This is a genomic window from Streptomyces albus subsp. albus (genome assembly GCF_000725885.1).
Taxonomy (GTDB): Bacteria; Actinomycetota; Actinomycetes; order Streptomycetales; family Streptomycetaceae; genus Streptomyces; species Streptomyces albus.
Genome location: NZ_JODR01000035.1, coordinates 1 through 23,750, shown reverse-complemented (window position 1 = coordinate 23,750; position 23,750 = coordinate 1). Strand labels below are relative to the sequence as shown.

At 71.7% G+C, this 23,750-nt stretch carries 20 protein-coding genes; 14 read left to right on the top strand and 6 right to left on the bottom strand.

Annotated elements, in window-relative coordinates; all coding sequences use genetic code 11:
* Positions 1-37: 37 nt before the first annotated feature.
* The 8 genes from IO40_RS0129980 to IO40_RS0129940 all read left to right on the top strand — a co-directional run bounded on the left by IO40_RS0129980 (position 38) and on the right by IO40_RS0129940 (position 10,593).
* Positions 38-2,788: an AAA family ATPase gene (locus tag IO40_RS0129980; protein ID WP_031176503.1), complete on the top strand. Its 2,751-nt coding sequence runs from the start codon at positions 38-40 to the stop codon at positions 2,786-2,788.
* A 441-nt stretch (positions 2,789-3,229) separates the two neighbouring features.
* Positions 3,230-4,060, top strand: a complete 831-nt coding sequence (locus IO40_RS0129975) for a helix-turn-helix transcriptional regulator (RefSeq protein WP_031030040.1) — start codon at positions 3,230-3,232, stop codon at positions 4,058-4,060.
* Positions 4,061-4,205: 145 nt separating this feature from the next.
* Positions 4,206-4,907, top strand: coding sequence for a response regulator (locus IO40_RS0129970; protein WP_031176502.1), 702 nt, complete (start codon positions 4,206-4,208; stop codon positions 4,905-4,907).
* 209 nt (positions 4,908-5,116) lie between these two features.
* Positions 5,117-6,235 carry a 3-deoxy-7-phosphoheptulonate synthase gene (locus IO40_RS0129965; RefSeq protein ID WP_078565682.1) on the top strand — a complete coding sequence of 373 codons (1,119 nt, stop codon included), beginning with the start codon at positions 5,117-5,119 and terminating at the stop codon, positions 6,233-6,235.
* 148 nt (positions 6,236-6,383) lie between these two features.
* Complete coding sequence (locus IO40_RS0129960) at positions 6,384-7,088, top strand: SDR family NAD(P)-dependent oxidoreductase (protein WP_051173437.1); 705 nt, start codon at positions 6,384-6,386, stop codon at positions 7,086-7,088.
* Complete coding sequence (locus IO40_RS0129955) at positions 7,081-8,217, top strand: FAD-dependent oxidoreductase (RefSeq protein WP_078659816.1); 1,137 nt, start codon at positions 7,081-7,083, stop codon at positions 8,215-8,217. The genes IO40_RS0129960 and IO40_RS0129955 overlap by 8 nt, the downstream gene beginning before the upstream one ends.
* 202 nt (positions 8,218-8,419) lie before the next feature.
* Positions 8,420-9,586: a macrolide family glycosyltransferase gene (locus tag IO40_RS0129945; RefSeq protein WP_016467289.1), complete on the top strand. Its 1,167-nt coding sequence runs from the start codon at positions 8,420-8,422 to the stop codon at positions 9,584-9,586.
* Entirely contained in the window at positions 9,583-10,593 is a 1,011-nt protein-coding gene (locus tag IO40_RS0129940; RefSeq protein WP_016467288.1) for a UDP-glucuronic acid decarboxylase family protein, read from the top strand. The genes IO40_RS0129945 and IO40_RS0129940 overlap by 4 nt, the downstream gene beginning before the upstream one ends.
* 104 nt (positions 10,594-10,697) lie before the next feature.
* Here IO40_RS0129940 and IO40_RS0129935 read toward each other — a convergent pair whose 3' ends face one another.
* Positions 10,698-11,195: a hypothetical protein gene (locus IO40_RS0129935; RefSeq protein WP_016467287.1), complete on the bottom strand. Its 498-nt coding sequence runs from the start codon at positions 11,193-11,195 to the stop codon at positions 10,698-10,700.
* Positions 11,196-11,409: 214 nt separating this feature from the next.
* Here IO40_RS0129935 and mqnE point away from each other — a divergent pair, with 214 nt between their 5' ends.
* From mqnE to rfbB, 5 genes are all read left to right on the top strand, one after another.
* Positions 11,410-12,576, top strand: coding sequence for an aminofutalosine synthase MqnE (gene mqnE / locus IO40_RS0129930; RefSeq protein WP_030409033.1), 1,167 nt, complete (start codon positions 11,410-11,412; stop codon positions 12,574-12,576).
* A 41-nt stretch (positions 12,577-12,617) separates the two neighbouring features.
* Positions 12,618-12,914, top strand: coding sequence for a ferredoxin (locus IO40_RS0129925; RefSeq protein ID WP_016467285.1), 297 nt, complete (start codon positions 12,618-12,620; stop codon positions 12,912-12,914).
* Positions 12,911-13,879 carry a menaquinone biosynthetic enzyme MqnA/MqnD family protein gene (locus IO40_RS0129920; RefSeq protein ID WP_016467284.1) on the top strand — a complete coding sequence of 323 codons (969 nt, stop codon included), beginning with the start codon at positions 12,911-12,913 and terminating at the stop codon, positions 13,877-13,879. Before IO40_RS0129925 ends, IO40_RS0129920 begins: the two co-directional genes overlap by 4 nt.
* Before the next feature lie 158 nt (positions 13,880-14,037).
* Positions 14,038-15,243, top strand: a complete 1,206-nt coding sequence (gene mqnC / locus IO40_RS0129915; RefSeq protein WP_016467283.1) for a cyclic dehypoxanthinyl futalosine synthase — start codon at positions 14,038-14,040, stop codon at positions 15,241-15,243.
* Positions 15,244-15,258: 15 nt separating this feature from the next.
* Positions 15,259-16,233, top strand: coding sequence for a dTDP-glucose 4,6-dehydratase (gene rfbB / locus IO40_RS0129910; RefSeq protein ID WP_016467282.1), 975 nt, complete (start codon positions 15,259-15,261; stop codon positions 16,231-16,233).
* A gap of 82 nt (positions 16,234-16,315) precedes the next feature.
* Here the strand turns inward: rfbB and IO40_RS0129905 are convergent, their stop codons facing one another.
* From IO40_RS0129905 to IO40_RS0129885, 5 genes are read right to left on the bottom strand one after another with little or no spacing between them, the layout of a single operon-like run.
* Positions 16,316-17,518, bottom strand: coding sequence for a cytochrome P450 (locus IO40_RS0129905; protein ID WP_016467281.1), 1,203 nt, complete (start codon positions 17,516-17,518; stop codon positions 16,316-16,318).
* Positions 17,515-18,756, bottom strand: coding sequence for a macrolide family glycosyltransferase (locus IO40_RS0129900; RefSeq protein ID WP_031176498.1), 1,242 nt, complete (start codon positions 18,754-18,756; stop codon positions 17,515-17,517). Before IO40_RS0129900 ends, IO40_RS0129905 begins: the two co-directional genes overlap by 4 nt.
* Positions 18,753-19,970 (bottom strand): macrolide family glycosyltransferase, encoded by a 1,218-nt coding sequence (locus IO40_RS0129895; RefSeq protein WP_031176497.1) that lies wholly within the window; start codon positions 19,968-19,970, stop codon positions 18,753-18,755. Before IO40_RS0129895 ends, IO40_RS0129900 begins: the two co-directional genes overlap by 4 nt.
* Positions 19,967-20,896 (bottom strand): glucose-1-phosphate thymidylyltransferase RfbA, encoded by a 930-nt coding sequence (gene rfbA, locus IO40_RS0129890; RefSeq protein WP_031030068.1) that lies wholly within the window; start codon positions 20,894-20,896, stop codon positions 19,967-19,969. The genes IO40_RS0129895 and rfbA overlap by 4 nt, the downstream gene beginning before the upstream one ends.
* The gene (locus IO40_RS0129885) at positions 20,893-22,188 is read right to left on the bottom strand and encodes a macrolide family glycosyltransferase (protein WP_031176496.1); all 1,296 of its coding nucleotides are present in this window, start codon (positions 22,186-22,188) and stop codon (positions 20,893-20,895) included. Before IO40_RS0129885 ends, rfbA begins: the two co-directional genes overlap by 4 nt.
* Before the next feature lie 267 nt (positions 22,189-22,455).
* On the opposite strand from IO40_RS0129885, the gene IO40_RS34295 reads away from it, so the two are divergent.
* The coding region (locus IO40_RS34295) for a beta-N-acetylhexosaminidase (RefSeq protein ID WP_244190326.1) at positions 22,456-23,750 on the top strand (1,295 nt) is incomplete at its 3' end.

The following is a 23,750-nucleotide window of genomic DNA, read 5'->3' as shown; positions in this document are numbered from 1 at the left end:
AGGTTGCGACGGGTCATGAAATCGGCATGAGATCGACATGAAAGCGGCCTTCCCGTACCGAACCGCCGTCCAGGACGGGGGTTTCGCCTCGTTGCGCGGGGCGCTGGAGCGCACACGCCGCGGCTCCACGGCGCTGATGGCGGTCACGGGCCCGCCCGGCTCGGGCCGTTCCGCATTCCTCGACGCCGCCGCCGAACTGGCCGCACAGGAGGGCCTGGTCGTACGGCGGGCCCAGGCCAGCCGGCTGGAACAGGGCGTGGGCGCGGGGCTGGTCGAACAACTGCTCCGATCCGCCGCGGATGTCGCTGCGCTGCGTCCGGCCGGCCGGACGGACGCAGCCGCCCCCATGACGTTCCTGGTCGATGACGTGCAGTGGGCCGACGAGGTGTCGCTGGCCTGGCTGGCCCGGCTTCTCGCCGACCCGGAATCCGTCCCTGTGCTGCTGGTCGTCGCGGTGTGCGAGGGCGAGGCGGACACCGAGCTGCCGGCGGTGCAGGACCTGTTGACACGGGTGGACCACCTGGTGCGGATGGCACCGCTCGACGTGGCGGATGTGCGCGCCCTGCTCGCGGAACGGGGGATCGTCCTCTCCGAGGAGTCGGCCCGGTCCTGGACGGAGGCGACGGCCGGCAACCCCGCCTGGCTCGCTTCCCTGTCCGGCCGGCTGGAGGCCGGCGAGCGGCTCACCCGTGCCGGGCTGCTCGCCACCGCCCGCTCCCGCCCCGTCCCCTGGCCGCTCAAGGCCCGGGTCGCCGCCGCCCTCAGCGGCCATCCCGAGCCGGTCAGGCGGCTGGCCCACTGCGCGGCGGTCCTCGACGGCTCCGCCGACGGACGCACCCTCGCCCGCCTCGCCCATCTCCAGCCGAACGAGGCGGCCGACGCGGCGAGGGCACTGCTGCGGCTCGGCTGGGCAGCCGACCGCCGCGCCCCTCCCGTGCTGTGGGACTGCGTACGGGAGATCGCCGAGGACAGCCTCTCCCTGGCCGACTGGACGGAGCTGCACCGCCGGGCCGCGACGCTGCTCGGCGCGGCGGGCGCCCCGGCCGAACGGATCGTCCCGCACCTGCTGGAGACCGGCCCGGGGGAGTGGCCCGAGGCGGCGTGGCTGCTGCGCCGGGCGGCCGACGACGCGCGCTGCCGCGGTGACGTGGAACTGGCGACCCGCTGCCTGCGCCGGGCACTGCGCGAGTTCTCGCCCGACAGCCCGCAGCGCGGCGAATTCCTGCTCGCACTGGCCGACGTTGAGCAGGACCTCGACACCTCCGCCACGCTGCGGCACGTGGCCCAGGCCGTACCGCTCCTGGACCCGGGCCACGCACGTGCGGCGGCCGTGTCGCGGGTGCCGCTGACCTTGTTCGTCGCCGCGCCGCGGGCGGTCGCCGAGGCGCTCTCCTCAGCCCGGACATCGGATGCGGAGCCGCCGGACGATGCCGAGGCGGCCGAATCCCGGCTGCGGTTGGAGGCCCGCGTCCGGCTGTCCGGCCTCGCGTCGCCCAACGCCGCCGGGGACGCGGTCCGGCGGCTGCGCGAGCTGGCACCCGGGCCGGGACCCGGCACCCCGGCACAGCGGGAACTGGTCTCGGTCCTGGTGTTCGCCGGGACACTGGGCCGAGAGCTGCCCGCAGCCGAGGCCGCCACCCTGGTGCGCTGGATGCTGGACCACGAACCGGCCTCCACCGCCTCCGGGTACGCCGCCTCCGCGCTGATGATCGCCTCCGGTGTCGCGGCCGAGGCCGAAGCGCCCGTACGCAGCTGGCTGGACGCGGCCGTCGACGCGGCGACCCGGCGCGGCGACGAGCGGCAGCGGACCCGGCTGCTGGGCTGGCGCGCGCTTGCCGCGCTGTCCTCGGGGCGGCTCGCGGACGCCTGGATGGACGCGCTGGAAGCCTGCGCCGCCGGCCCCGGCACGCTGGGGGACAGCGACTGGCTGGCCGTCTGGGGCCTGGTGTCCGTGGCGGTCGCGACCGGTGACGCCGGGTGGGCCGGCCGGCTGCACGGACTGCTGGACGAGAGCCCGGTGAGCGGGCTGCCGGCCCGCAGCTTCGCCGGCAAGGTGCTGGGCCACCTGCTCAACCCGCACCCGGAACCGTCCGAGGCAGCCGCGGAACTGGTGGAGACGGCGCGCCGCGCCGAGGCCGCGGGCTGGTGCAGCCAGGCGCTGTCCCCCGTGGACCTGTGGTGCGTTCCGCTCCTGCTTCGCGGCGGCGACCGGAAACCCGCGCTCGGGCTCCTGGCCCACGCCTGCGACCGGGCGCGCGCCTTCGGCTCGCCCAACGAGCTGGGCCGGGTGCTGCGGGTCTGGGGAACCGTCGTGCACGGCCGCTATGCGCTGTCGCTGTTCGCCGAGTCCGTCGCGGTGCTCAGAGAGGGCACCGACGTCCTCGAACTCGGCCGTGCGCTGCGGGGGTACGGTACGCGGCTGCGCGCCGCCGGACGCCCCGGCTCCGCCGAACTGCTGGCCGAGGCCGACCGGATAGCGGACGAGGCGGGGGCGCCGCTGTTGCGCTGCTGGACGGCGTCGCTCGGCGCGGAGCTGCGTGGAGTGGTGCCGCCGGGCGGCGGCGGGCTCAGCGACACCGAACGCTGGGTCGCGGCGCTGGTGGCTCTCGGCCACACCAACCAGGACACCGCCCGGTCCCTGGGCGTCACCCGCCGGGCCGTGGAGAAGACGCTGACCAGGCTGTACCGGCGGCTGGACGTGGCCGGCCGGGCCGAACTGGCCCCGGTCGTCCGCCGCATGGCGGGGGAGGCCGCTTTCCGCTCCGGCGTGCTGTCCCTCAATTTCTGAGGGTGCCCGGACCCGGCCGCTCGCAGCGGCCGGCAGGCGGGGGTCCCCGCGGTAGGTGATCTCCCGAGCCGGGCGGCGGGTTGCGCGGCTCCGGCCGGTTCAGGGGCTTCCCCCGTTCGGAGCGGGCGATGTCCGCTGCGGTTTTCGCTTCGGTGCCCGGTCGGTGCACCGACCGGGCTACCTGCCGGTAGCCAGGCCGAGCAAGCCGGACAAAAGTGCAGTTCTCGCCTGTTTCGTTTCGTGCTCGCCGGCCTCTCGAACACGGGAGCGTGTCCGGCAGATGTGATCCCGGGGTCCCGGACTACCGCACCGCGTCCCGTCCGAACCACCGGTGCCGCGACCACAGTGTTCTGCCTTACCCCCGTCCCGCATTGTCCGCCGACGTTTGTCCTGCTTAGGCTGCGGCCTGCCAGTCGAACACAAACAGGGGGAAGGTGTGGCATGGCAAATGCACTGCAAGCGGGGGACAGCAGAGAGAGCGAACTCCGAAGAATTTCCGGAACAGTTCCGCTCATTCTGCGGCAGGAAAATCGCGCCGACAACGAATTGTGCGACCTGCCATCCCCCCTGTATTCCTCGGAGATCCGGAGCGACGAGTACGGCGATGTGGTGCTGTCGCTGATCGAACGTTCCGGAATCGGGCTCGCAATACTCGATCCCAGCCTGCGCATCCGGTCCGTCAACAGCGCCTTCAGCGCCCAGTGCGGTCGCGACCACGACGACATCTGCGACCGCAGTTTCGCGGAGTTCCTGCACCCGAGCGTGCGGCAGCACGTGCTGCGCCAGTTCCTCCGCCTCGTCCAGGGCCACCAGGCGCAGGTGGTCAGCCGCTCCATCGCCATCTGGTTCCACGACACGGCGGTCGCCGGCAAGGTCACCGCCTATCCGGTCGAGGACGCCGACGGCAAACCGCGCATGATACTCGTGCAGTTCACGCCGGAGGAGACGGCCGACGACCGGCAGGCGCTCGTCGGCTCGTGGTGGAAGCTGACGCCGCTCAAGGCGAAGGTGCTGGAGGGCGTCGCGGCGGGCGATCCGACCGTGCGCCTGGCCGCCAGGCTGTTCCTCAGCCGGCAGGGCATCGAGTACCACGTGAGCATCCTGCTGCGGCTCTTCAAGGTGCCCAACCGCACGGCGCTCGCGGCGAAGGCGTACTCGATGGGAATGTTCAGTATCGGCTGCTGGCCGCCGAAAGTGCTGCCCGACTACATCCGCCCGGAGCGCGAAACGTCGGCCCGCTCACGCGGCGAGGCCCGGGCGGAATCCGGGTGACCGCGGGCCTCTCCCCGCCCCGGCAACGAATATCGTGGTGTTAACGGCAGGTGAGCTGCGTCCTTGACCCCAGAGGCGTGATTGCCCAGTATTTTCGGACCGACCACTGACTCGGTCGTTCGGGCTCGGACTCCATGGGGGAAAAATGGAGATTCTGGTAATCGAGGACAACGATCGTGTGTCCGCGGCCCTGCGGGCCGCATTGTCCCAGCAGGGACTGACCGCGGTGTGTGCGGGCACCGGCAGGGCCGCGCTCGAACTGCTGGAGCAGACCCGCCCGGACGCCGTGCTGCTGGATCTCGGCCTGCCCGACTACGACGGCTTCGCGCTGTGCAGTGAGATCCGGGCCTCCAGTTCGGTCCCGATCCTGGTGACCAGCACCCGCGCGGACCACGCCGCGTGTGTGCGGGGACTGGACCTGGGCGCGGACGACTTCCTCGTCAAGCCCTACAACCTGGCCGAGGTGCTGGCCCGGGTCCGGGCCGTGGTCCGCCGCTGGCGGGCCGCCGAACCCGAGCTGGCCGCTCTGCCCGACGGGGGCCTCGTCCTCGCCGGTCCGCTCCGCATCGACCTGGACGAACGGGTCGTGCTGGTCAACGGTGCCCCGATCGACCTGTCGGACGAGGAATTCGGTGTCCTCGCCGCACTGGCCCACCGCCCGGGCGAGGTGCTGCGCGCCGACCAGCTCGTCGACCAGGTCCTGCGCGTGCAGCGGAGCACGCTGAAGGCGTCGTTGCACGGCTGCGTCGCCTCCCTGGCGGAGCGGCTCGGTGTGTCGGACCACGTGGAGGTCGAAGCCGTGGACAGGGCGGGCTACCGGCTGTCGGTCAGCGGGGCAGCCGCTTAGGGCCCGTCCGGTCCGGGCCGGGGAACGCGACGGTGCGGCACCGCGGCGTTCCCCGGCACCGCCGGCGAACGCTTCCCGGACCTGCCGACCGGCCCCTAGCAATTCCTTTAGGGGCGCCGAACGCCCGGACCGGACCGGCATCCCGCCGGCCTACGCTGCCCGCGGACAAGAAGCGAAACGGCAGCGGACGGATGAGAGACGCGGTGGAGATGACCGAGTCCGGGGCCCGGCGTACTCCGCCGGCAGGCGAGCCGCCGTCCGGGTCCGGCGAAAAGCTGTCCGAGGAGACCGTCGCACAACTCTCCTCGTCCCCGCCCCTGGTGTTCGCGGGGGAGTGCGACCTGCTCACCGCGCAGCTCGCGCGCGCCGCCCGCGGTGAGGCGCTGGTCCTGCACTGCGCGGACCGCGCGCGGGCCTTCGGCGGACAGAGCGCGGACGTCATCCGGGACCGGCTGCGCACCCAGTTGCAGATGGCCGCGGTGCTGACGTACGCCGCCGCCGGACCCGTCGTCAAACTCAGCGCCGTCGGCCTGCCCCCTGCGGGCCCGCACCAGCCGGGCGCGGTCGGCCGGTACGAGGCCGCCGCCGCCCGGCTCAACCTGGTGCGGGCCCTCGGCGCGGGCGGCTACGCGAATCTCGCACAGGTGCACGAATGGAACCGGGAGCGCGTGACCCGCTCGCCCACCCTCCGGCACCACACCCCGCTCGTCGACCGGATCGGCCGGGCCCTCGCCTTCATGCGGGCCTGCGGCCTGGACCCGGCGCGGCTCGGTGCCGTCGAACTCTTCGCCTCCCACGAGGGCCGCGATCTCCGCTACGACTCCGCCCTCACCCGCGTCGACTCGCGGACCGGGCACCGGTACAACACCTCGGGCCACTTCGTGTGGACCGGCGCGCACACCCGGGACCGCGAGGAACAGGCCGGCTACCTCGCCACGATCCGCAACCCCGTAGGCGTCGCGCTGGGCCCCGGCAGCGACGCGGACGAGGCCATGCGCCTCCTCGGCCGGCTCGACCCGGACCGGGAGCCGGGCCGGATGACCTTCCAGGTGCGTATGGGGGCCGCGGCGCTGCGCGACCGGCTCCCGGCGCTCGTCGAGAAGGTCACGGCGGAGGACCACCGCGTGGTCTGGCTCTGCGATCCCACCCCCGACGGCCCGCGCCCCCTGGACGACGTCGTCGCCGAGGTCACCGCCTTCCACGACGTCCACCGCGCGCTGGGCACCCATCCCGGCGGCCTCACGGCCGAACTGGACGGGGACGGCACCGCCGCGCTCGAACTCGCCTTCGCCGTCGCGGAGCTGCGCCGGCGGCCCTGCCGGTCCTAAGGATCCGCCCAGAATCCGCGACCGCCGCCGCTTCCTGCCGCCGCCTCCTGGCAGGCTGAACGCGCCTGACCGGGGACGCCGGGAGGGAGACCCCGAACCAGGCGTCGTGCCGGCCCCACCCCCTCAAACGCCGACGGGACGGATGACAGTGACGCCCACAGGACGCAACACACTCGTCGTCGGGGCGAGTTCGTCGATCGGGCCGCCCGTGGTCGACGCCTTCGTGCAGCGGGGCGACCACGTGCTCACGACGGTACGCTCGGGCGCGGCCCCCGAATCGGCGCCCGGCCGTCCGATCGAGCTGGACCTCCTCGATCCCGCTTCGCTGGACGCGGCGGCGTCGGCCTGCCGGGAACGCGTCGGGCAGCTGGACGTGGTGGTGTTCCTCGCGGGCATCCTCCCCGGCTCCTCACTGAGCGCCTACTCCGACGAGCAGATCACCGGCGTGCTGACCGTGAACGTCGGCGCGCAGGCCGCGCTGCTCCGCCGGCTGCTGCCGCTGCTCCGCCCCGGTGCCCAGGTGGTGATGACGGCCTCGGTGTCGGGCGAACGGGGCAGCTACGACCCGGTCTACGCCGCTTCCAAAGCCGCGGTGATCGGCCTCGTGAAGTCCCTCGCCTCCTGGCTGGCACCCGACGTGCGGGTCAACGCGGTCTCCCCGGGGCTGATCGAGGGCAGCACCATGTACCGCGACATGCTGCCGGAGCGCCGGGCGGCCCACCGGGACAGGACGCCGACGGGCCGGCTGGTGACCCCCGAGGAGATCGCCGGAGTCGTCGTCGGCATCTGCGAGCCGGCATGGGCCGGCCTCAACGGGCAGATCATCGGCGTCAACGGGGGCGCCCATGTCTGAACGGCATGCGGTGGCCGTCATAGGCTGCGGCGTATTCGGCGCTGTCGCCGCGCTCCGGCTGGCGGAGCGGGGATACCGGGTAACGGTCTTCGAGCGGAACCCGGAACCGCTGTCCGGGGCTTCCTTCAACAACCAGAACCGTCTCCACCTGGGATTCCACTATCCGCGTGACCCCGCGACGGCGGAGCAGTGCATACGCGGCTACCAGAAGTTCCGGGACGAATTCGCCGAGTGCGTGACGGCGGATTTCCCCAACGGGTATTTCATCGCCGAGGAAGGCTCGGCGGTGACCGCGCGGGAGTACCTCGACTTCTGCGACGGCGTGGGGCTGCGGTACCGGCTCGTCGAACCGTCCCGGTACAGTCCGCCGGTCACCGGCGTCACCCTGGGGCTCCGCACGCAGGAAGCCGTCATCGACTGCCGGCACCTCCGCGACGTGCTGGGAAGAAGACTGGCGGGCTGCGGCGCCACCATGCGGTTCGGCACCGAGGTCCGCGCCGTCGAGGCCCGGGGGGACACCTACACGGTGGAGACCCACGAGGGGGCCGCCGGCTCCTTCGACTCGGTGGTGAACTGCTCTTTCGCCGACATCAACCGCCTCAGCCGGCAGCTCGGACACGAGGCACCCGACCGGCAGTACGAGTACACGGCTGTGTACGTCGTCGACTGGGACCACCCGCCGGTGGGCGTCACGGTCATGGACGGGCCCTTCACCACGCTGCTCCCGTTCGGCCGCTCCGGGCGTTTCCTGCTGTACCACGTCGAGCACAGTGTGCTGGACCGGGTCACCCAGCAGGTCGCCCCGGCCCGGTGGCGCGAGCCGGCGGCCGGGGGACTGCTGGACCGGGCCGCTGTGGAGCGCGGATTCCGGCGGGTGCTCCGGGACGCGACACGGTTCGTGCCCGCACTGCGCACGGCGCGGCTGCGTGATGTGCTGCACGGCCCCCGAGTCGTCCTCGCGAACAGGAACGACACCGACGCCCGTCCGTCGATGGTCGGCTCCCCGGGCCCTGGCTACCTCACCGTGTTCTCCGGGAAGCTCGACCACTCCGTCTGGGCGGCCGACGAGGTCGTCCGCCAGGTGGACACCCGGGCGATGTCCCGAGCCCAGCCCGTCGGCCAGGCCTAGGCGTTCACTTAGAACCCCCGTGCGGCGGGCCGCGCGGCACCCCCCGAGCCGACATGCTGGTCGATACCCGCGACCGGGGACGCCGGCACGAAGGTCCGGGTGTCGAACAGGGGCCACCGCCAGCGCAGCGGGCCGCGTGGGAACCAGGTGTACGCGTTGCCTTCCGCCCCTCTCCCATCCACATCGAATGAGTGGTTCGTCAATGACACGCCGCGCCCACATCGCAATGATCGGTACACCGGACCCCGGCCACATCATCCCCACGCTCGACGTCGTCCACGAGCTGGTGGCGCGCGGGCACCGGGTGACGTCCGCCAACGAGTCCGCCGTGTCCCACCTGGTCACCGTCACCGGCGCCGAGTTCGTGCCCTGTACCCGTCACCTGCCGGAGACCGTCGGTGAGTGGTCGCAGGACCCGGTCGCCGCGCTGGACGTCATCCTCGAGGGCAACATCCAGGCCCTTCCGCAGCTGCGGGCCGTGTACGACGAGGACCCCGCCGACCTCTACCTGTACGACGCCGGCTCCTACGTGGGCCGGGCGCTGGCCGAGGCGCAGGGGAAGCCGTGCGTCCACCTCTCGCCCGCCATCGTGGGGGAGCAGTACGTGCAGGGGGCCGCGGCCGGGTCCGTGCGGCTGCCCGGGGCCGACGAGTACCACGCCCGGTTCGCCAAGTGGCTCGCCGGGAGCGGGGCCACCACCACGGACGTGGACGAGTTCGCCGGCCGGCCGCCGCGCACGGTGGGGCTGATCACGAAGGTGCTGCAACCGGGCCTGGACCGGTTCGACCCGGACGAGGTGACGATCGTCGGCCCCTGCCTCAGGGGACGCGAGGGACAGGGCAGCTGGACGCGCCCGGACGGCGCCGAGAAGGTGCTGCTCATCTCGTTCGGCTCCTCGTTCACCCAGCAGCCGGAGTTCTACCGCCAGTGCGTCGCCGCCTTCGGCGACCTGCCGGGGTGGCATGTGGTGCTCAGCATCGGGACGTACGTCGACCCCGCCGAACTCGGCGCTGTCCCCGCGAACATCGAGGTGCACCCGTGGGTGCCGCAGATGGCGGTCCTTGAGCAGGCCGACGCCTTCGTCACCCACGCGGGGACAGGGGGCTGCGCCGAGGCCCTTTACCACGCCGTGCCCATGGTCGCCGTGCCGCAAGGAGCCGACCACTTCAACAACGCGGAGCGACTGGCCGGCCTGGGCGTGGCCCGCCGTATCGGGATGGCGGACGTCACCGCCGAGACGCTGCGCGAGGCGGTGGCCGGGATCGTCGCGGACCCCGAGGTTCCCGGCCGGCTGGAGCGGCTGCGCGCCGAGGTGCGGGCCGAGGCCGGTGCCAGACAGGCCGCCGACATCATCGAGGAGATGCTGTGAGTCAAGTCATCGAGCCCCGGGGGGAAGCGGGGAGGCCGGCGGCACGCTCCGTCGTCACCGGCGGCGCCGGCTTCGTCGGCTCCCATCTGTGTCGTGCGCTCGTCGCATCGGGGAACAGCGTCGTGTGCATCGACAGCCTGAGCACCGGGCGCCGGGAGAACGTCGCGGATCTGCTGCACGATCCCCGCTTCACCCTGGTCGAGGCGGACATCGTCGAGCCGCTCCGGGTCGGCGGGCCGGTCGACTTCGTCTTCCACCTGGCGTGCCCCGCCTCGCCCGTCGACTATTTCCGCATGCCGGTGGCGACACTCCGCGCCGGCGGCCACGGCACGTACCACGCCCTGTGCCTGGCGCGGGAGAAGAACGCCAGGTTCGTCCTGACCTCGACATCGGAGGTCTACGGAAACCCGCTCCAGCACCCCCAGGACGAGGACTACTGGGGGAACGTCAACCCGGTGGGGCCGCGGGCCTGTTACGACGAGTCGAAGCGGTTCTCCGAGGCGATGACCGTCTCCTTCCGGAAGCAGTACCAGGTCGACACCGGGATCGCGCGCCTCTTCAACTCCTACGGGCCCGCCATGCGTGAGGACGACGGGCGGGTCGTCCCCACCTTCGTCAAACAGGCCCTCAGCGGAGCCCCTCTGACGGTCATGGGCGACGGCTCCCAGACCAGATCCCTGTGCTACGTCGACGACACGGTGCGGGGAATCCTCGCGCTCGCCCACAGCGCGGAGAGCGGCCCCGTCAACATCGGCAACCCGCACGAGATCACCGTACGGGAGCTGGCCGAGCACATTCGCGAGCTGACCGGCAGCGCCTCGGCCCTCTCCTACACCGAGGCGCACCCGGACGACCCGCAGCGCCGCCGGCCCGACATCTCCAAGGCGGGGCGGCTGCTGGGCTGGGAGCCCCGTGTCTCCCTCCTCGACGGGCTGAAGAAGACCATCGCGGCGTTCTCCGCCGCGGACGGCCCGGCCGCCGGACACGTCCCCTTCGCTCCGGGGTGAGGGTCCTCACGGACGGCAGACCGCCGGGTGCCCGGCGCACATCCGGGCACCCGGCGGCAGGACGCGCCGGCCGAGGGGCGTACCGGCTCGCGGGGCGGGTCAGCTCATTTGGGGTGGGGGCTCGTGACGGCCAGCACCGTCATCGCACGGTAGGTGTGGCCCCGGCGCATGGACAGCAGGGCGAAGCAGCCGGCGAGGGCGACCGTGTCCAGCTGCTCCCAGTCGCCGGTGACCTCGACCGTGACCTCCTTGCCGTGCTTCGGAACGGTGAAGTCCAGGCGGCCCCGGTCGCTTTCGAGGGAGGCGTTCCGCGGGCGGGGGTGCGGGGAGGCGCTCCATCGCGCCTGCTTGCCGGATCCGGGGACGAAGGAGTCGTCCTGGCCGAGACGCAGTACCGGTCGGCTGCCGTCGCCGACCGTCACCGAGGTGCGATGCGGTCCGTGCGCCGCGATCGGCAGTTTCCGGCCGCCCGAGGTGATCGTGCCGGTGCGCATGGCCCGCCCGAACTCCAGGGTGGCCGTGGGGTCGAGGGAGGCGATGGGGGCGGATGCGTCGAGGGCGTATCCCCCGCCCTGCTTGCGCAGGGTCAGCGTGACCGTCATGGTCCTATTCCTTCCGCGCGGTGCGGGCGACCCCGGCGGGGGCCGCCGGGCACTCACGCTACGAGGCCCCGATGGCGCGCGGGCCCGGCGGCCGAAGCTGTAGGGAATCTACTACAGGTGCCTCCTCCAGCATGGAGCTGCGACAGCCCGGCTGGTGAGCTTACGAAACGAGCAGACCGATCTCATGCCGGAACAATCCGAGGAGATGGCACGGTTGGACGCAGGACTCAGACGCGAGATCGAGCAGAAGGTCGCTTCCGGCGAACGGCTCAGCGGTGCGGACGGTGTCGCGCTGTACGCCTGCGACGACCTGGCCTGGCTCGGAGGTCTCGCACACGAGGTGCGGACGCGGAAGAACGGCGACGTCACCCACTTCAACATCAACCGGCACCTCAACATGACCAATGTGTGCACCGCTTCGTGCGCCTACTGCTCGTTCCAGCGCAAGCCGGGCGAGAAGGCCGCGTACACGATGCGCATCGAGGAAGCCGTCAAGCTGGCCAAGGAGATGGAGGCCGAGCAGCTCACCGAGCTGCACCTGGTCAACGGGCTGCATCCGACGCTGCCGTGGCGCTACTACCCGCGTTCCATCCGGGCGCTGAAGGAGGCGCTGCCGTCGAACGTCGCCATCAAGGCCTTCACCGCCACGGAGATCCACTGGTTCGAGCAGATCTCCGGGCTGAGCGCTAGCGAGATCCTCGACGAACTCATCGACGCCGGGCTGGAGTCGCTCACCGGCGGCGGCGCGGAGATCTTCGACTGGGAGGTCCGCAAGGAGATCGTCGACCACAAGACGCACTGGGAGGACTGGTCGCGCATCCACCGACTGGCCCACTCCAAAGGCATCAAGACGCCCTGCACCATGCTCTACGGGCACATCGAGGAGCCGCGGCACCGCGTGGACCACGTGCTGCGGCTGCGCGAGCTCCAGGACGAGACGGGCGGCTTCCAGGTCTTCATCCCGCTGCGCTACCAGCACGACTTCCACGACTCGGTCGACGGAGTGGTGCGCAACCGCCTGATGGCCAGGACCAAGATGGCGACGCCGACCGAGTCCCTCAAGACGTTCGCCGTCTCGCGGCTGCTGTTCGACAACGTGCCGCACGTAAAGGTGTTCTGGGTGATGCACGGCCTGGACACCGCCGCTCTGGCGCTGAACCACGGCGCGGACGACCTGGACGGCTCGGTGGTCGAATACAAGATCACGCACGATGCCGACGGCTACGGCACGCCGGACAAGATGTCCCGGGAGAGCCTGCTCGACCTCATCCGCGACGCCGGCTTCCGGCCCGTGGAGCGCAACACCCGCTACGAGATCATCCGCGAGTACGAGGGCCCGGATCCCGCGCGCCGGGACGCCCCCCAGCCCATGCAGGTGTGAATGATGCCCGCATTCCCGACAAGGATCGGTAGGTGTGCGCGATGACCGCGCAGGACGAGTCCCTGGACGTCTGGATCGACCAGGAGCTGTGCACGGGTGACGGCATCTGCTCCCAGTACGCGCCCGACGTCTTCGAGCTGGACATCGACGGCCTGGCCTACGTCAAAGGGGCGGACGGCGAACTGCGGCAGGAAGAGGGAGCCGCCGTGCCCGTGCCGGCCGACGCCGTGCGCGACGTCGTCGACTCCGTGAAGGACTGCCCGGGCGACTGCATCCACGTACGCCGGGTCTCCGACGGCGTCGAGGTGTACGGACCGGAAGCGGTCGACACCCCGTGACGGCGCCCATCGACCAACTGCCGGTGGACGGCGCCGGGCCCATCGTGGGCACCCGGCCGCGGGTCGGCCACATCGACTTCCTCAACTGTCTCCCGTTGTTCTGGGGACTGGCCCGTACGGGCAGCCTGCTCGATCTCGACCTGCGCCGGGACACCCCGGAGCGGCTGAGCGACGCCCTGGTCGCCGGCGAACTCGACATCGGCCCGATCAGCGTGACCGAGTACCTGCGGAACGCCGACGAACTGGTGCTGCTGCCCGACATCGCGGTGGGCGCGGACGGGCCCGTGATGTCCTGCCTGCTGCTGTCCACGCTGCCACTGGAGCGGCTCGACGGTGTCCCGCTCGCCTGCACCACGACCAGCCGCACGTCCGTGCGTCTCGCCGAGCTGCTGCTCAGCGACCTGGTGGGGGTGCGGCCCGAGTACCGCTCCAGCTCGGCGGACCCGGCGACGATGCTGTCCGGCGCACCGGCGGCAGTGGTGATCGGTGACGCGGCGCTGCGCGCCTCGCTCCTGGGCGCGGGCACCGCCGGATACGAGGTGTACGACCTGGGCGAGATGTGGCGGAAGTGGACCGGACTCCCGTTCGTCTTCGCGGTGTTCGCGGCCCGGCGGGACTTCCTGGCCGGCAACGCGGACCTGGTGCGCGAGGTGCACTCCCGGTTCCTCGCCTCCCGCGAGGTGTTCCTCGACGAGATCGACGACGTGTGCCGCAGGGCGGCGCGCTGGGCGGAGTTCGACGCCCCCACACTGAAGCGGTACTACCTGTCCGCACTCGACTTCAGCCTGGGCGAACGCCACCTCGCGGGGCTGCGCGAGTTCGCCCGCCGGGTCGGCGGCGCCGAAGCCGGCTTCCCTCCCGACGTGACCATCCGCCTGCTGGACACCGACCCGCCGGACGCCCGCCGGATGGCCGGGCCGGGCGCGGTCAGCGGCCGTGGGCCGGCAGGCGTCGTCCGGTCCTGACGCCGCCACCGGAGTGCGGCAGGGCAACCCCGCGGAGGGGAAGGGCGTCCGGGTTTGCTCTCACGTACGAGCCGACGGGCGCCCTTCGCCATGGCCGCGGCCGGCACGGACACCGCCCCCCATCATCCAGCACGAGCCGACACAGAAAGGTGGCCGACGTGGCCAACCCGACCAGCGAACTCACCGCTGCGCTGGAGCGCGCCGGCGACGGAGGCCGTCTCACCCCCGAAGAGGCCGTCGAGCTGTACCGCGACGCACCGCTGCACGCGCTCGGCCGGGCCGCGGACGCCGTCCGCAGACGGCGCTACGCCGACCGGCAGCATCTGGCGACGTACATCATCGAGCGGAACATCAACTACACCAACGTGTGCGTGACGGCGTGCAAGTTCTGCGCCTTCTACGCCCCGCCCAAGGACACCGAGCGGGGCTGGAGCCGTGATCTGGACGACATCCTGCGCCGCTGCGCGGAGACCGTGGAGCTGGGCGGCACCCAGATCATGTTCCAGGGCGGCCACCACCCGGACTACGGCGTCGAGTACTACGAGGGCATGTTCGGCGCGATCAAGGAGCAGTTCCCGCAACTGGTGATCCACTCGCTCGGCGCCTCGGAGATCGAGCACATGGCGAAGGTCTCCCAGGTGTCGGTGGAGGAGGCGATCGCCCGCATCCGGGACGCCGGCCTGGACTCGCTCGCCGGCGCCGGCGCCGAACTGCTGCCGGCCCGGGCGCGCAACGCCATCGCCCCGCTGAAGGAGTCCGGCGAGCGCTGGCTGGAGATCATGGGAATCGCCCACGGCATGGGCGTGGAGTCCACCGCCACCATGCTGATGGGCACCGGCGAGACCAACGCGGAGCGCATCGAGCACCTGCGGATGATCCGGGACGTGCAGGACCGCACCGGCGGCTTCCGCGCCTTCATCCCGTACACCTACCAGCCCGAGAACAACAAGCTGAAGGGCCGGACGCAGGCGACGCCGATGGAGTACCTGCGGATGATCGCCGTCGCCCGGCTCTTCCTCGACAACGTCGAACACATCCAGGGCTCCTGGCTGACCACCGGCAAGGACATGGGCCAGCTCTCGCTGCACTACGGCGCCGACGACCTGGGCTCGGTCATGCTGGAGGAGAACGTCGTCTCCTCGGCCGGCGCCAAGCACCGCTCGAACCTGCCGGAGCTGCTGGAGCTGATCCGCGGCAGCGACCGGGTGCCGGCCCAGCGCAACACCACCTACGAGATCCTGCGGGTGCACGACGACCCGGCACAGGACGCCGTCGAGGAGCGGGTCGTCTCGCACCTGTCCTCGACGGCGGACACCGGCGAGGGCGCGCACCGCCGCCGGCTGAAGGTCCTGCCGGTCAGCTGAGGGGATGCGGTCGAGATGAAGGTCTTTGTCACCGGAGGCGCGGGCTTCATCGGCTCGCAGTACGTGCGCGAGCTGCTCGCCGGCACCTACGCCCGTTCCGCCGGACCGGAGTGGGCCGACGCCGAGGTCACGGTGTTCGATCTGCTCACCTACGCCGGCAACGTGGCGAACCTGCCGCTGGGGCACGAGCGCCTGACGTTCGTCGAGGGCGACATCCGGGACGCCGACGCGCTCGCCGAGGTGCTGCCGGGGCACGACGTGGTGGTGCACTTCGCCGCCGAGTCGCACGTCGACCGCTCACTGGTGGGCGCAGTGCCGTTCGCCTCGACGAACGTCCTGGGCACCCAGCAGCTGCTGGACGGCTGTGTGCGGCACGGCGTGCAGCGCGTACTGCACGTCTCCACGGACGAGGTGTACGGCTCCATCGAGTCGGGCGCCTGGGACGAGGACGAGCCCCTGCTGCCCAACTCCCCCTACTCCGCGTCCAAGGCGGGCAGCGACCTGGTCGCCCGTGCCGTCTGGCGCACCCACGGGCTGGACGTGCGGATCACCCGCTGCTCCAACAACTACGGCCCGTACCAGAACACCGAGAAGCTCATACCGCTGTTCATCACCAACCTGCTGCGGGGCAGGCCCGTGCCGCTGTACGGCGACGGCAGCAACGTCCGCGAGTGGCTGCATGTGGCCGACCACTGCGCGGCACTCCAGCTGGTGCTCACCGAGGGCGCCCCGGGCGAGATCTACAACATCGGCAGCGGCGTCGAGGCGACCAACGCCGCCATCGCCGGGCGCCTGGTCGAGCTGTGCGACGCCGACCCGGCACTGGTCCGGCAGGTCGCCGACCGCAAGGGCCACGACCAGCGGTACGCGCTGGACATCGGCAAGATCACCAAGCTCGGTTTCAGCCCGGCGATCGACTTCGCCGCCGGGCTGGAGAGCACCGTCGCGTGGTACCGCGACCATCCCCGGTGGTGGTCGGACACCGACTGACAGCCGCAGCCACGCACCCACGGCGAGGGGCCGCCGGATCACCCGATCCGGCGGCCCCTCGCCGTGCGACGTGCCGTCCCCGTCAGTCGTCGCCCCAGGTGACCGGCAGCTCGTGTACGCCGTAGTGGAGCATGTCGGAGCGCAGCGGGACGCTGTCGGCGTCCACGGCGAGGCGCAGGCCGGGGAAGCGGTCGAACAGCGCGGGCAGCGCGATGCGCAGCACCGCGCGCGCCAGGTGCTGGCCGATGCACTGGTGCTCGCCGTGCCCGAAGGCCACGTGGCCCTGCGTGGCCGCGGTGATGTCGAGCCGGTCGGGGGCCTCGAAGTGCGCGGGATCCCGGTTCGCCGCGGGCAGCAGCGCCACGACGGTGTCGCCGGCCTTGATGCGCACACCGTTCAGCTCGACGTCCTCCAGCGCGGCGCGGCTCGCCCCCAGGTGCGAGATGGTGAGGTAGCGCAGCAACTCCTCGACCGCGTTGCCGGCCAGTTCGGGGCGGGCCCGCAGGACGGCGAGCTGGTCGGGGTGGCACAGCAGCGCGAACGTGCCGAGAGCCAGCATGTTCGCCGTGGTGTCGAAGCCACCGCCGAGCAGCGCCCAGGCGATGTTCACCAGCTCCTCGTCGGTGAGGTCCTGCGCACCGGCCAGCTCGCTCAGCAGGTCCGAGCCGGGCGCGGCACGCTTCGCCGCGATCAGCTCCTGGAGGGTCTCGGCGATGACCGTGCAGGCGGTGATCAGCTCCTCGACCGGATACGACATCCGGGACAGCACCGCGAGGTGCTCGCGCAGCGGTTCGCGCACGTCCTCGGGCACCCCGAGCATCTCGCACAACACCTGGACGGGCAGCGGCTCGGCGAAGACGCTCACCAGATCCGCGGGCCGTCCGGCCTGCTCCAGCGCGTCGAGGTGCCGCTCCGTCAGCCGGGTGATCATCGGTTCCAGACCGGCTGTCGCGCGCATGGTGAACGACCGGGTCAGATACCGCCGGTAGCGCGAGTGGCCGGGCTGGTCCATCTTGATGAAGGCGCCCGGTGCGGCCGGCTGGGGACGGTACTCGCTCATCGGGAACGGCGGCGGGATCGGCAGGCCGATCAGCTCGTTGCGATGGCTGAACCGCCGGTCGCTCAGCACAGCGCGTACATCGGCCAGCCGGCTGACCAGCCACCCGTCGCCATCACCCGGCGCGAGGGTCAGCCTCAGCGGCGCGACCGGGCACGTCTCGCGCAGCCGGGCGTACTCGGCCGGCGGGTCGAAGGGACACGTCCGCGCCGTGGACAGGGTGGTCATGGTGCCTCCAAGGACGCGGTGCGCATCCGCTGCTCGATCGCGTCGGCGGCCCGCACCGCTCCGCCCGCCGCGCGGATGTGACGTCGCATCTGCCCTGCGCGCTCGCGCATCCCGGCGTCGCCCGCGACCTTCTCCACGGCCGCCCGCAGCATCTCCACACCGGTGTCCTCGCGCTGCACCACCAGGGCCAGGCCCAGTTCCGTCAGCCGCTTGGCGTTGATGTGCTGTTCCGGGTGGTGCGGCACCGCGACCATGGGCACCCCGGCCCGCAGCGACTCCAGCACGCTTCCCATGCCGGACTGGCAGAGGAAGACCGAGGCGTGCCGCAGGACATCGGCGAGCGGCACCCAGGGATGCGCCTCCACATGGGGCGGCAACGGGCCCAGCTCGCCGGGGGAGATGCGACCGCCGAGCGCGAACACCGTGTGCCACGGCAGCTCGGCGAAAGCCTCGACGCAGCGCCGGAAGAAGCCGGGCTGGTTGTTCACGGTGGTGCCGAGCGACACGAGCAGGACCGGCCTGCCGTCCGCCGGCGGCTGCCACTGCGTGCCGTCACCCTCCCCCGCCGTCGGCCCGACGAACAGGTGCCGTTCGTCGAAGGTCTCGGCGGCGAACTGGAACTCCTTCGGCACGAACGCGACCGTGAACTCCTCGTGCCCGAAGAACAGCTCGGCCTGGCGCTCCGCCGGCAGCCCCGTACCGGCCGCGATCCGCCGCAGCCGGTCACCGAACTCGACGATCGCCGGGTGCTCCCTGTCGATCCGGCCGGCGAACTCCTGATGGTGCTCGCCGAGGCTGTAGTGCTCGTTGGAGATGAACGTCGGCGACAGCTGCACGGTCGGCCGGCCCAGGCGGAGGGCCAGCAGGCGCCCGGTCAGCCAGAGCGTGGTGTCGTACGCGATCACGTCCGGCGCCCCGTCCGCGAAGCCCCGCTCGACCGCCGGGAGCACGGACATGCTCGACGTGAGGTTCTTCAGCGGAGCCCGCGCGCATTCGTCCGCGTCGACGACGTCCGGCGGCGGGTCGGAGGAGAGCGGCGGGTCGTAGCGGAGGGCCCGCGCCCCGGTCGCACGCACCCGGTCGAGGAACTCCTCGGTGGCGAAGCAGGTCACCCGGTGGCCGCGCGCGACGAGTTCGGTGACCACCGGAAGCACCGGCAGCATGTGCCCGTACGCCGGATAGGGCAGGAACGCGAGGTGCCCGGGCCGGCCCGCCGCCGCAGGGTGCCCGCCGGTCATGAGGCCGCGCACCGGGCCTCGACGGTGTCGGCGGCGAGGGCGGGCCCGCGCCGCGCCGCGATGCTCGCGGACAGCTCCCGCACCCGCCCGCGGGCCTCTTCGTCGGCCGCGAGGCCCAGCACCGCGGCACGCAGCCCCTCCGCCGTCAGCTCGTTGGGCGCGATGGCCCGGCCCAGCCCCAGCTCGGTCAGCCGCCCGGCCACCACGTCCTGCTCGCCGGTGCGGGGCACGACGACCGGCGGCACACCGAAGGAGAGCGACTCCATGGTGCTGCCCATGCCCGCGTGCGAGACGAAGGACGACGCATGGCGGAGGACCGCCGGCTGCGGCACCCAGGGGTGGGTCTCGACGTTCGGCGGAAGCGGTCCGAGGTCGTCCGGGGTGACCAGGCCGCCAAGCGACATGACGATGTGCCAGGGCAGATCGCCGAGCGCGGCGAGCGCGTCGCGGTAGAAGGCCGCCTGGTTCTCGTAGCCGAAGCTGCCGAGCGCGACGAGCGCCACCGGGCGGTCGTCGTCGGGCCGCTGCCAGCCGCCCTGGTGCGCCCGGTCGCCGATGCACGGCCCGACGAAGACGGTCCGCTCGTCGAACGTCTCGACGCCCGGCTGGAACTCCGGCGCCACGAAGCACAGCGTCCGTTCCTCGGCGGCGCCCGTGAACTCCTCGTTGGACCAGTCGCCCAGTCCGTGCGCGTCCAGCGTGCCGCGCAGCAGCTCGCGGTGCTTGACCAGCGCCGGGTGCTCGGGGTCGGGCGGTGTCATGCTCGCGGCGAACTCCGCGTACGGGTTGCACTTCTCGCTGACGGCGATCGTCGTCGCGCACAGCACCGAGGGCAGCCGCCATTTGCGGGCCAGCAGCCGGCCGGTCGCATAGCCGAACGCGTCGTAGACCATGACGTCCGGACGGTCGCCGTCGAGCTGCGCCGCCACCTTGTCAAGCGGTGCCAGCGCCTCCGTCAGATGGGTCACCGACGCCTCGGCGATGTCGTCGGCGGTGACCTTCTGCGGGATGGCCACGGTGTTCCACGCCTTCGGCACGACGGACTCGTAGGTGAGCACGTCCGCGCCGGTCGCCGCGACCGCTTCGGCGAACTGTCCGGCGACCACATACGTCACCCGGTGGCCGCGGCGCACCAGTTCGGCGGTCACCGGCAGCGTCGGGTTCACATGGCCGTGTGCCGGATAGTTGAAGAACGCGATGTGCAGCCCGCTCATCCCAGTCCCGCCTTCCGCGTCGCTCCGGCTCCGGCCATCCGGTCCGGCGCGGCGGACTGCGCCTGCCGCGCGATCTTCATCACGTACTCGCCGTAACCCGACTTGGCCATGCTCGCGCCGCGCCGGTGGCAGACCTCCGCATCGACGAGCCCGCGGCGCAGCGCGATCTCCTCGATGCAGGCGATCCGCACCCCCTGGCGGCGCTCCAGCACCTGCACGTACTGGCTCGCGTCGAGCAGCGAGTCGTGGGTGCCGGTGTCCAGCCAGGCGAAGCCGTGGCCGAGGTCGATCACCTTCGCCTTGCCCTCCTTCTGGTAGGGCCGGATGACGTCGGTGATCTCCAGTTCGCCGCGCGCCGACGGCGTGAGGTTCTTGGCGATGTCCAGCGCGCGGTTGTCGAAGAAGTACAGCCCCGTGATCGCGCGGTTGGTACGCGGCTTGGCCGGTTTCTCCTCGATGCTGACCAGCAGCCCCTCCTCGTCCACCTCGCCCACGCCGTAGCGCTCCGGGTCGGAGACGGGGTAGCCGAACAGCACGCAGCCGTCCAGGTCGCGCCGGCTCTCCTGGAGGAATTCGGCCATGTGGGGGCCGTAGAAGATGTTGTCGCCGAGGATCAGCGCGATGGAGTCGTCGCCGGCGAAGTCCGCGCCGATGATGAACGCCTCGGGCAGGCCGCCCGGCTCGGGCTGGACGGCGTAACTCAGGTCGAGGCCGAGTTCCGAGCCGTCACCGAGCAGACGCTGGAACAGCGGCTGGTCCTCGGCCGTCGAGATGATCAGGATGTCCCGGATGTCCGCGAGCATGAGCACGGACAGCGGGTAGTAGATCATGGGCTTGTTGTAGACGGGCAGAAGCTGCTTGGAGACGGCGAGGGTCACGGGGTGCAGGCGGGTGCCCGCGCCTCCCGCGAGGATGATGCCCTTCATGAGTGAGTCACTTCCGTAGCTGGCGCGTTGGGAGAGCTTGGCCGTTCGGATCGACGCAGCAGGGACTCGAAGACGTCGGCGCCGCGCACGGCACCGCCCGCCGCGTGCACCTGACGGCGCATCGCGGTCACGGCCGTCGAGATGCGGGGGCTGGAGGTGACCTCGTCGACCGCGGCGCGGAGCAGCTCCGCGCCGCCCGCCCCCCGCGGCACGACCCGGCCCAGGTCGAGCTCGGCCGCCCGCCGGGCGATGACCCGCTGGTCGACGTGGTACGGCACGAGCACCATCGGGACCCCGTAGGAGAGGGACTCCATGACGCTGCCCATGCCGGCGTGGGTGAGGAACGCCGCGGCGTGCCGCAGCACCTCGGGGTGCCGCAGCCACTGGTGGACCTCGACGTTTCCCGGCAGCGGGCCGAGCTCGTCCACGGTGACGCGGCGGCCGAGGGTCACCACGACGTGCCAGGGGGTGCCGGCGAGCGCCCCGATGCACAAGCGCAGGAACGCCGCCTGGTCGGGGGTGTAGGAGCTGCCGAGGGACAGCAGCAGCACCCGGGAGCCGGCCGGCGGCTGCCAGCCGCCGGTGTCCGGGACGTCGTCCAGGCGCGGACCGACGAACGCGAACCGTTCGTCGAAGGTCTCCGGGGCGATCTGGAACGCCTTCGGCAGGAAGACGACGTTGTCCCCGCGCTCCGGCCCCGCGCCCTCGGGCGGAACGTCGTCGAGCCCGTACTCGGCGAGCAGCCGCGCCTTGCGTGCGACGAACTCCGCGATCGACGGATGCTCCGGGTCGATCCGCTCCCGCGGCCCGGTGTCCTCCTCGGCCTGCGCCCGGGACATCGAGAATCCCGGGCCGGACGCCATCGTCGGACACAGCTGCAGCACCGGAACGCCCCAGGCGCGGCCGAGCAGCCGGGCGCCCTCGGAGGCCGCCAGGTCGTGGGCGAGCAGGTCGGGACGGTCGGCCCCGAGCCGGGCCACCGCCGCGGGCAAGGGAGCGATCGCCTCCTCGAAGAAGGTCAGGACGGTCTCCAGCACCGGCCCCGTCAGGCCGTCGGCCCACGGGAAGCCGGACTCGTACACGACCGGCTCCACCCCCGCTTCCCCGACCATGTCCGCGAACGGCTCGGCGACCAGACAGCTCACCCGGTGGCCGCGCCGCACCAGTTCGGTCAGCGTGGGAAGCGCGGGCGCGATGTGCGCGTACGCGGGAAAGGTGAAGACAGCTATGTGCCGCTGCCGGCCGTGCCCCTGCCGATGCGGTGATCCGGCCCTCGCCGCTCGTCCATTCACGGCGCGAGTATGTACCGGCCCGCACGGCACCTTCGAGCGGCCGGCGGCAAGACTAGGACTCCCGCTAGATGAACGGGCGGGAAGCTGCCGAAGACCACGCGGGAGCAGGGACCGTGCCCTCCTCGCGGCCGGCACGGACAGCGGGCTCACGCGTCCCGGCCGGGAAGACTAGGGCTTCCGCTAGCCGCCGGCGGCCAAGCTGAAGGCATATCCGCATCAGCCGGCCCGGCCCGTCACGCCGGCCTCGACAGGGAGACACGGTCACCGATGAACGCCAGCGAGAGCCCACCGCGCCGCCGTCGCAGCCGACGCACGAAATCCATGGTCGTCGCGGTCGTGCTGGCGGTCACGGGCAGCTTGGTCTACGCGACGACGTCCCAGGGCCACCCGTCCGGAACGGAGGGCACCGTGCCGCTCGGCACGGTCGTACCGCAGCCCGTGAAGGTCTCGACCGACGAGGGCGTCGCCTTCGACCTGGAAGCGGACGACGCGATCTACGCGTCCCAGGGCTCCGCCTCCGCCAAGGCGGCAGCGGAGTTCCTGGCCGGCCTGCTGCGCAAGCCCACGGGATACGCCCTGCCGGTACGCAGCCTGTCGGCGGGGGACGACCCGGAGGGCATCGTGCTCTCCCTCGGCGGGAAGAACGCGGTGACCAAGAAGGAGGGCTACCAGCTCGACATCGACTCGGGGTCGGTCCGCATCAGGGCCGACGACCGCGGCGGCCTCTTCAACGGCGTCGCGACACTGCGCCAGTTGCTGCCGGTGAAGGTCGAACGGCAGCAGAAGATGGCCGGCCCCTGGCGCGTCCAGGGCGGCCGGATATCCGACGCGCCGCGCTACGGCTACCGCGGCGCGATGCTCGACGTGGGCCGGCACTTCATGCCGGTGAAGAACGTCAAGAAGTACATCGACACCATCGCCCGCTACAAGGTGAATAACCTGCATCTGCACCTCACCGACGACCAGGGCTGGCGCATCGCCGTCAAGTCCTGGCCGAAACTCACCGAGATCGGCGGCAAGACCGGCGTCGGCGGCATGCTCGGCGGCTACTTCACCCAGGCCGACTACAAGGACATCGTGCAGTACGCGGCGGCGCGCGGCATCACCGTCATCCCGGAGATCGACGGCCCCAACCACGCACACGCCGCGCTGGCCTCCTACGCCGAGCTGAACTGCGACGGCAAGGCGCTGGAGCCCTACACCGGCTTCGCGCAGAGCCCCGACGGCAACCTGTGCGTGGACAAGGACATCACCTACAAGTTCCTCGACGACGTGATCGGTGAACTCGCGGACCTCACGCCCGGCCCGTACATCGCCATCGGCGGCGACGAGACGCAGAACAGGTCCAAGGCCGAGATGGACACCTACTTCGGCAAGGTCAACAAGATCGTCAAGAAGCACGGCAAGAAGCCGTACAGCTGGATGGAGTCCGCCGGCTCGATGCCCAAGAAGGGCTCGCTGAGCGGGCGGTTTCTAGCGGTCGTTGCAACACGTGGTTGTGTTGATCAGGCCGCGAGCAGTTTATGCAGGCGCTCGGCTGGGGTTTCCCAGCCGAGCGTTTT

Excerpts from the sequence above, each read along its gene's own strand:
- IO40_RS0129895 (WP_031176497.1), bottom strand. The coding sequence starts at position 19,970 with ATGAGCGGGCTGCACATCGCGTTCTTCAACTATCCGGCACACGGCCAT.
- IO40_RS0129945 (WP_016467289.1), top strand. The coding sequence starts at position 8,420 with ATGACACGCCGCGCCCACATCGCAATGATCGGTACACCGGACCCCGGC.
- IO40_RS0129975 (WP_031030040.1), top strand. The coding sequence starts at position 3,230 with ATGGCAAATGCACTGCAAGCGGGGGACAGCAGAGAGAGCGAACTCCGA.
- IO40_RS0129980 (WP_031176503.1), top strand. The coding sequence starts at position 38 with ATGAAAGCGGCCTTCCCGTACCGAACCGCCGTCCAGGACGGGGGTTTC.
- IO40_RS0129905 (WP_016467281.1), bottom strand. The coding sequence starts at position 17,518 with ATGACCACCCTGTCCACGGCGCGGACGTGTCCCTTCGACCCGCCGGCC.
- IO40_RS0129925 (WP_016467285.1), top strand. The coding sequence starts at position 12,618 with ATGACCGCGCAGGACGAGTCCCTGGACGTCTGGATCGACCAGGAGCTG.
- IO40_RS0129900 (WP_031176498.1), bottom strand. The coding sequence starts at position 18,756 with ATGACCGGCGGGCACCCTGCGGCGGCGGGCCGGCCCGGGCACCTCGCG.
- IO40_RS0129935 (WP_016467287.1), bottom strand. The coding sequence starts at position 11,195 with ATGACGGTCACGCTGACCCTGCGCAAGCAGGGCGGGGGATACGCCCTC.
- IO40_RS0129970 (WP_031176502.1), top strand. The coding sequence starts at position 4,206 with ATGGAGATTCTGGTAATCGAGGACAACGATCGTGTGTCCGCGGCCCTG.
- rfbA (WP_031030068.1), bottom strand. The coding sequence starts at position 20,896 with ATGAAGGGCATCATCCTCGCGGGAGGCGCGGGCACCCGCCTGCACCCC.
- IO40_RS0129965 (WP_078565682.1), top strand. The coding sequence starts at position 5,117 with ATGACCGAGTCCGGGGCCCGGCGTACTCCGCCGGCAGGCGAGCCGCCG.
- IO40_RS0129955 (WP_078659816.1), top strand. The coding sequence starts at position 7,081 with ATGTCTGAACGGCATGCGGTGGCCGTCATAGGCTGCGGCGTATTCGGC.
- rfbB (WP_016467282.1), top strand. The coding sequence starts at position 15,259 with ATGAAGGTCTTTGTCACCGGAGGCGCGGGCTTCATCGGCTCGCAGTAC.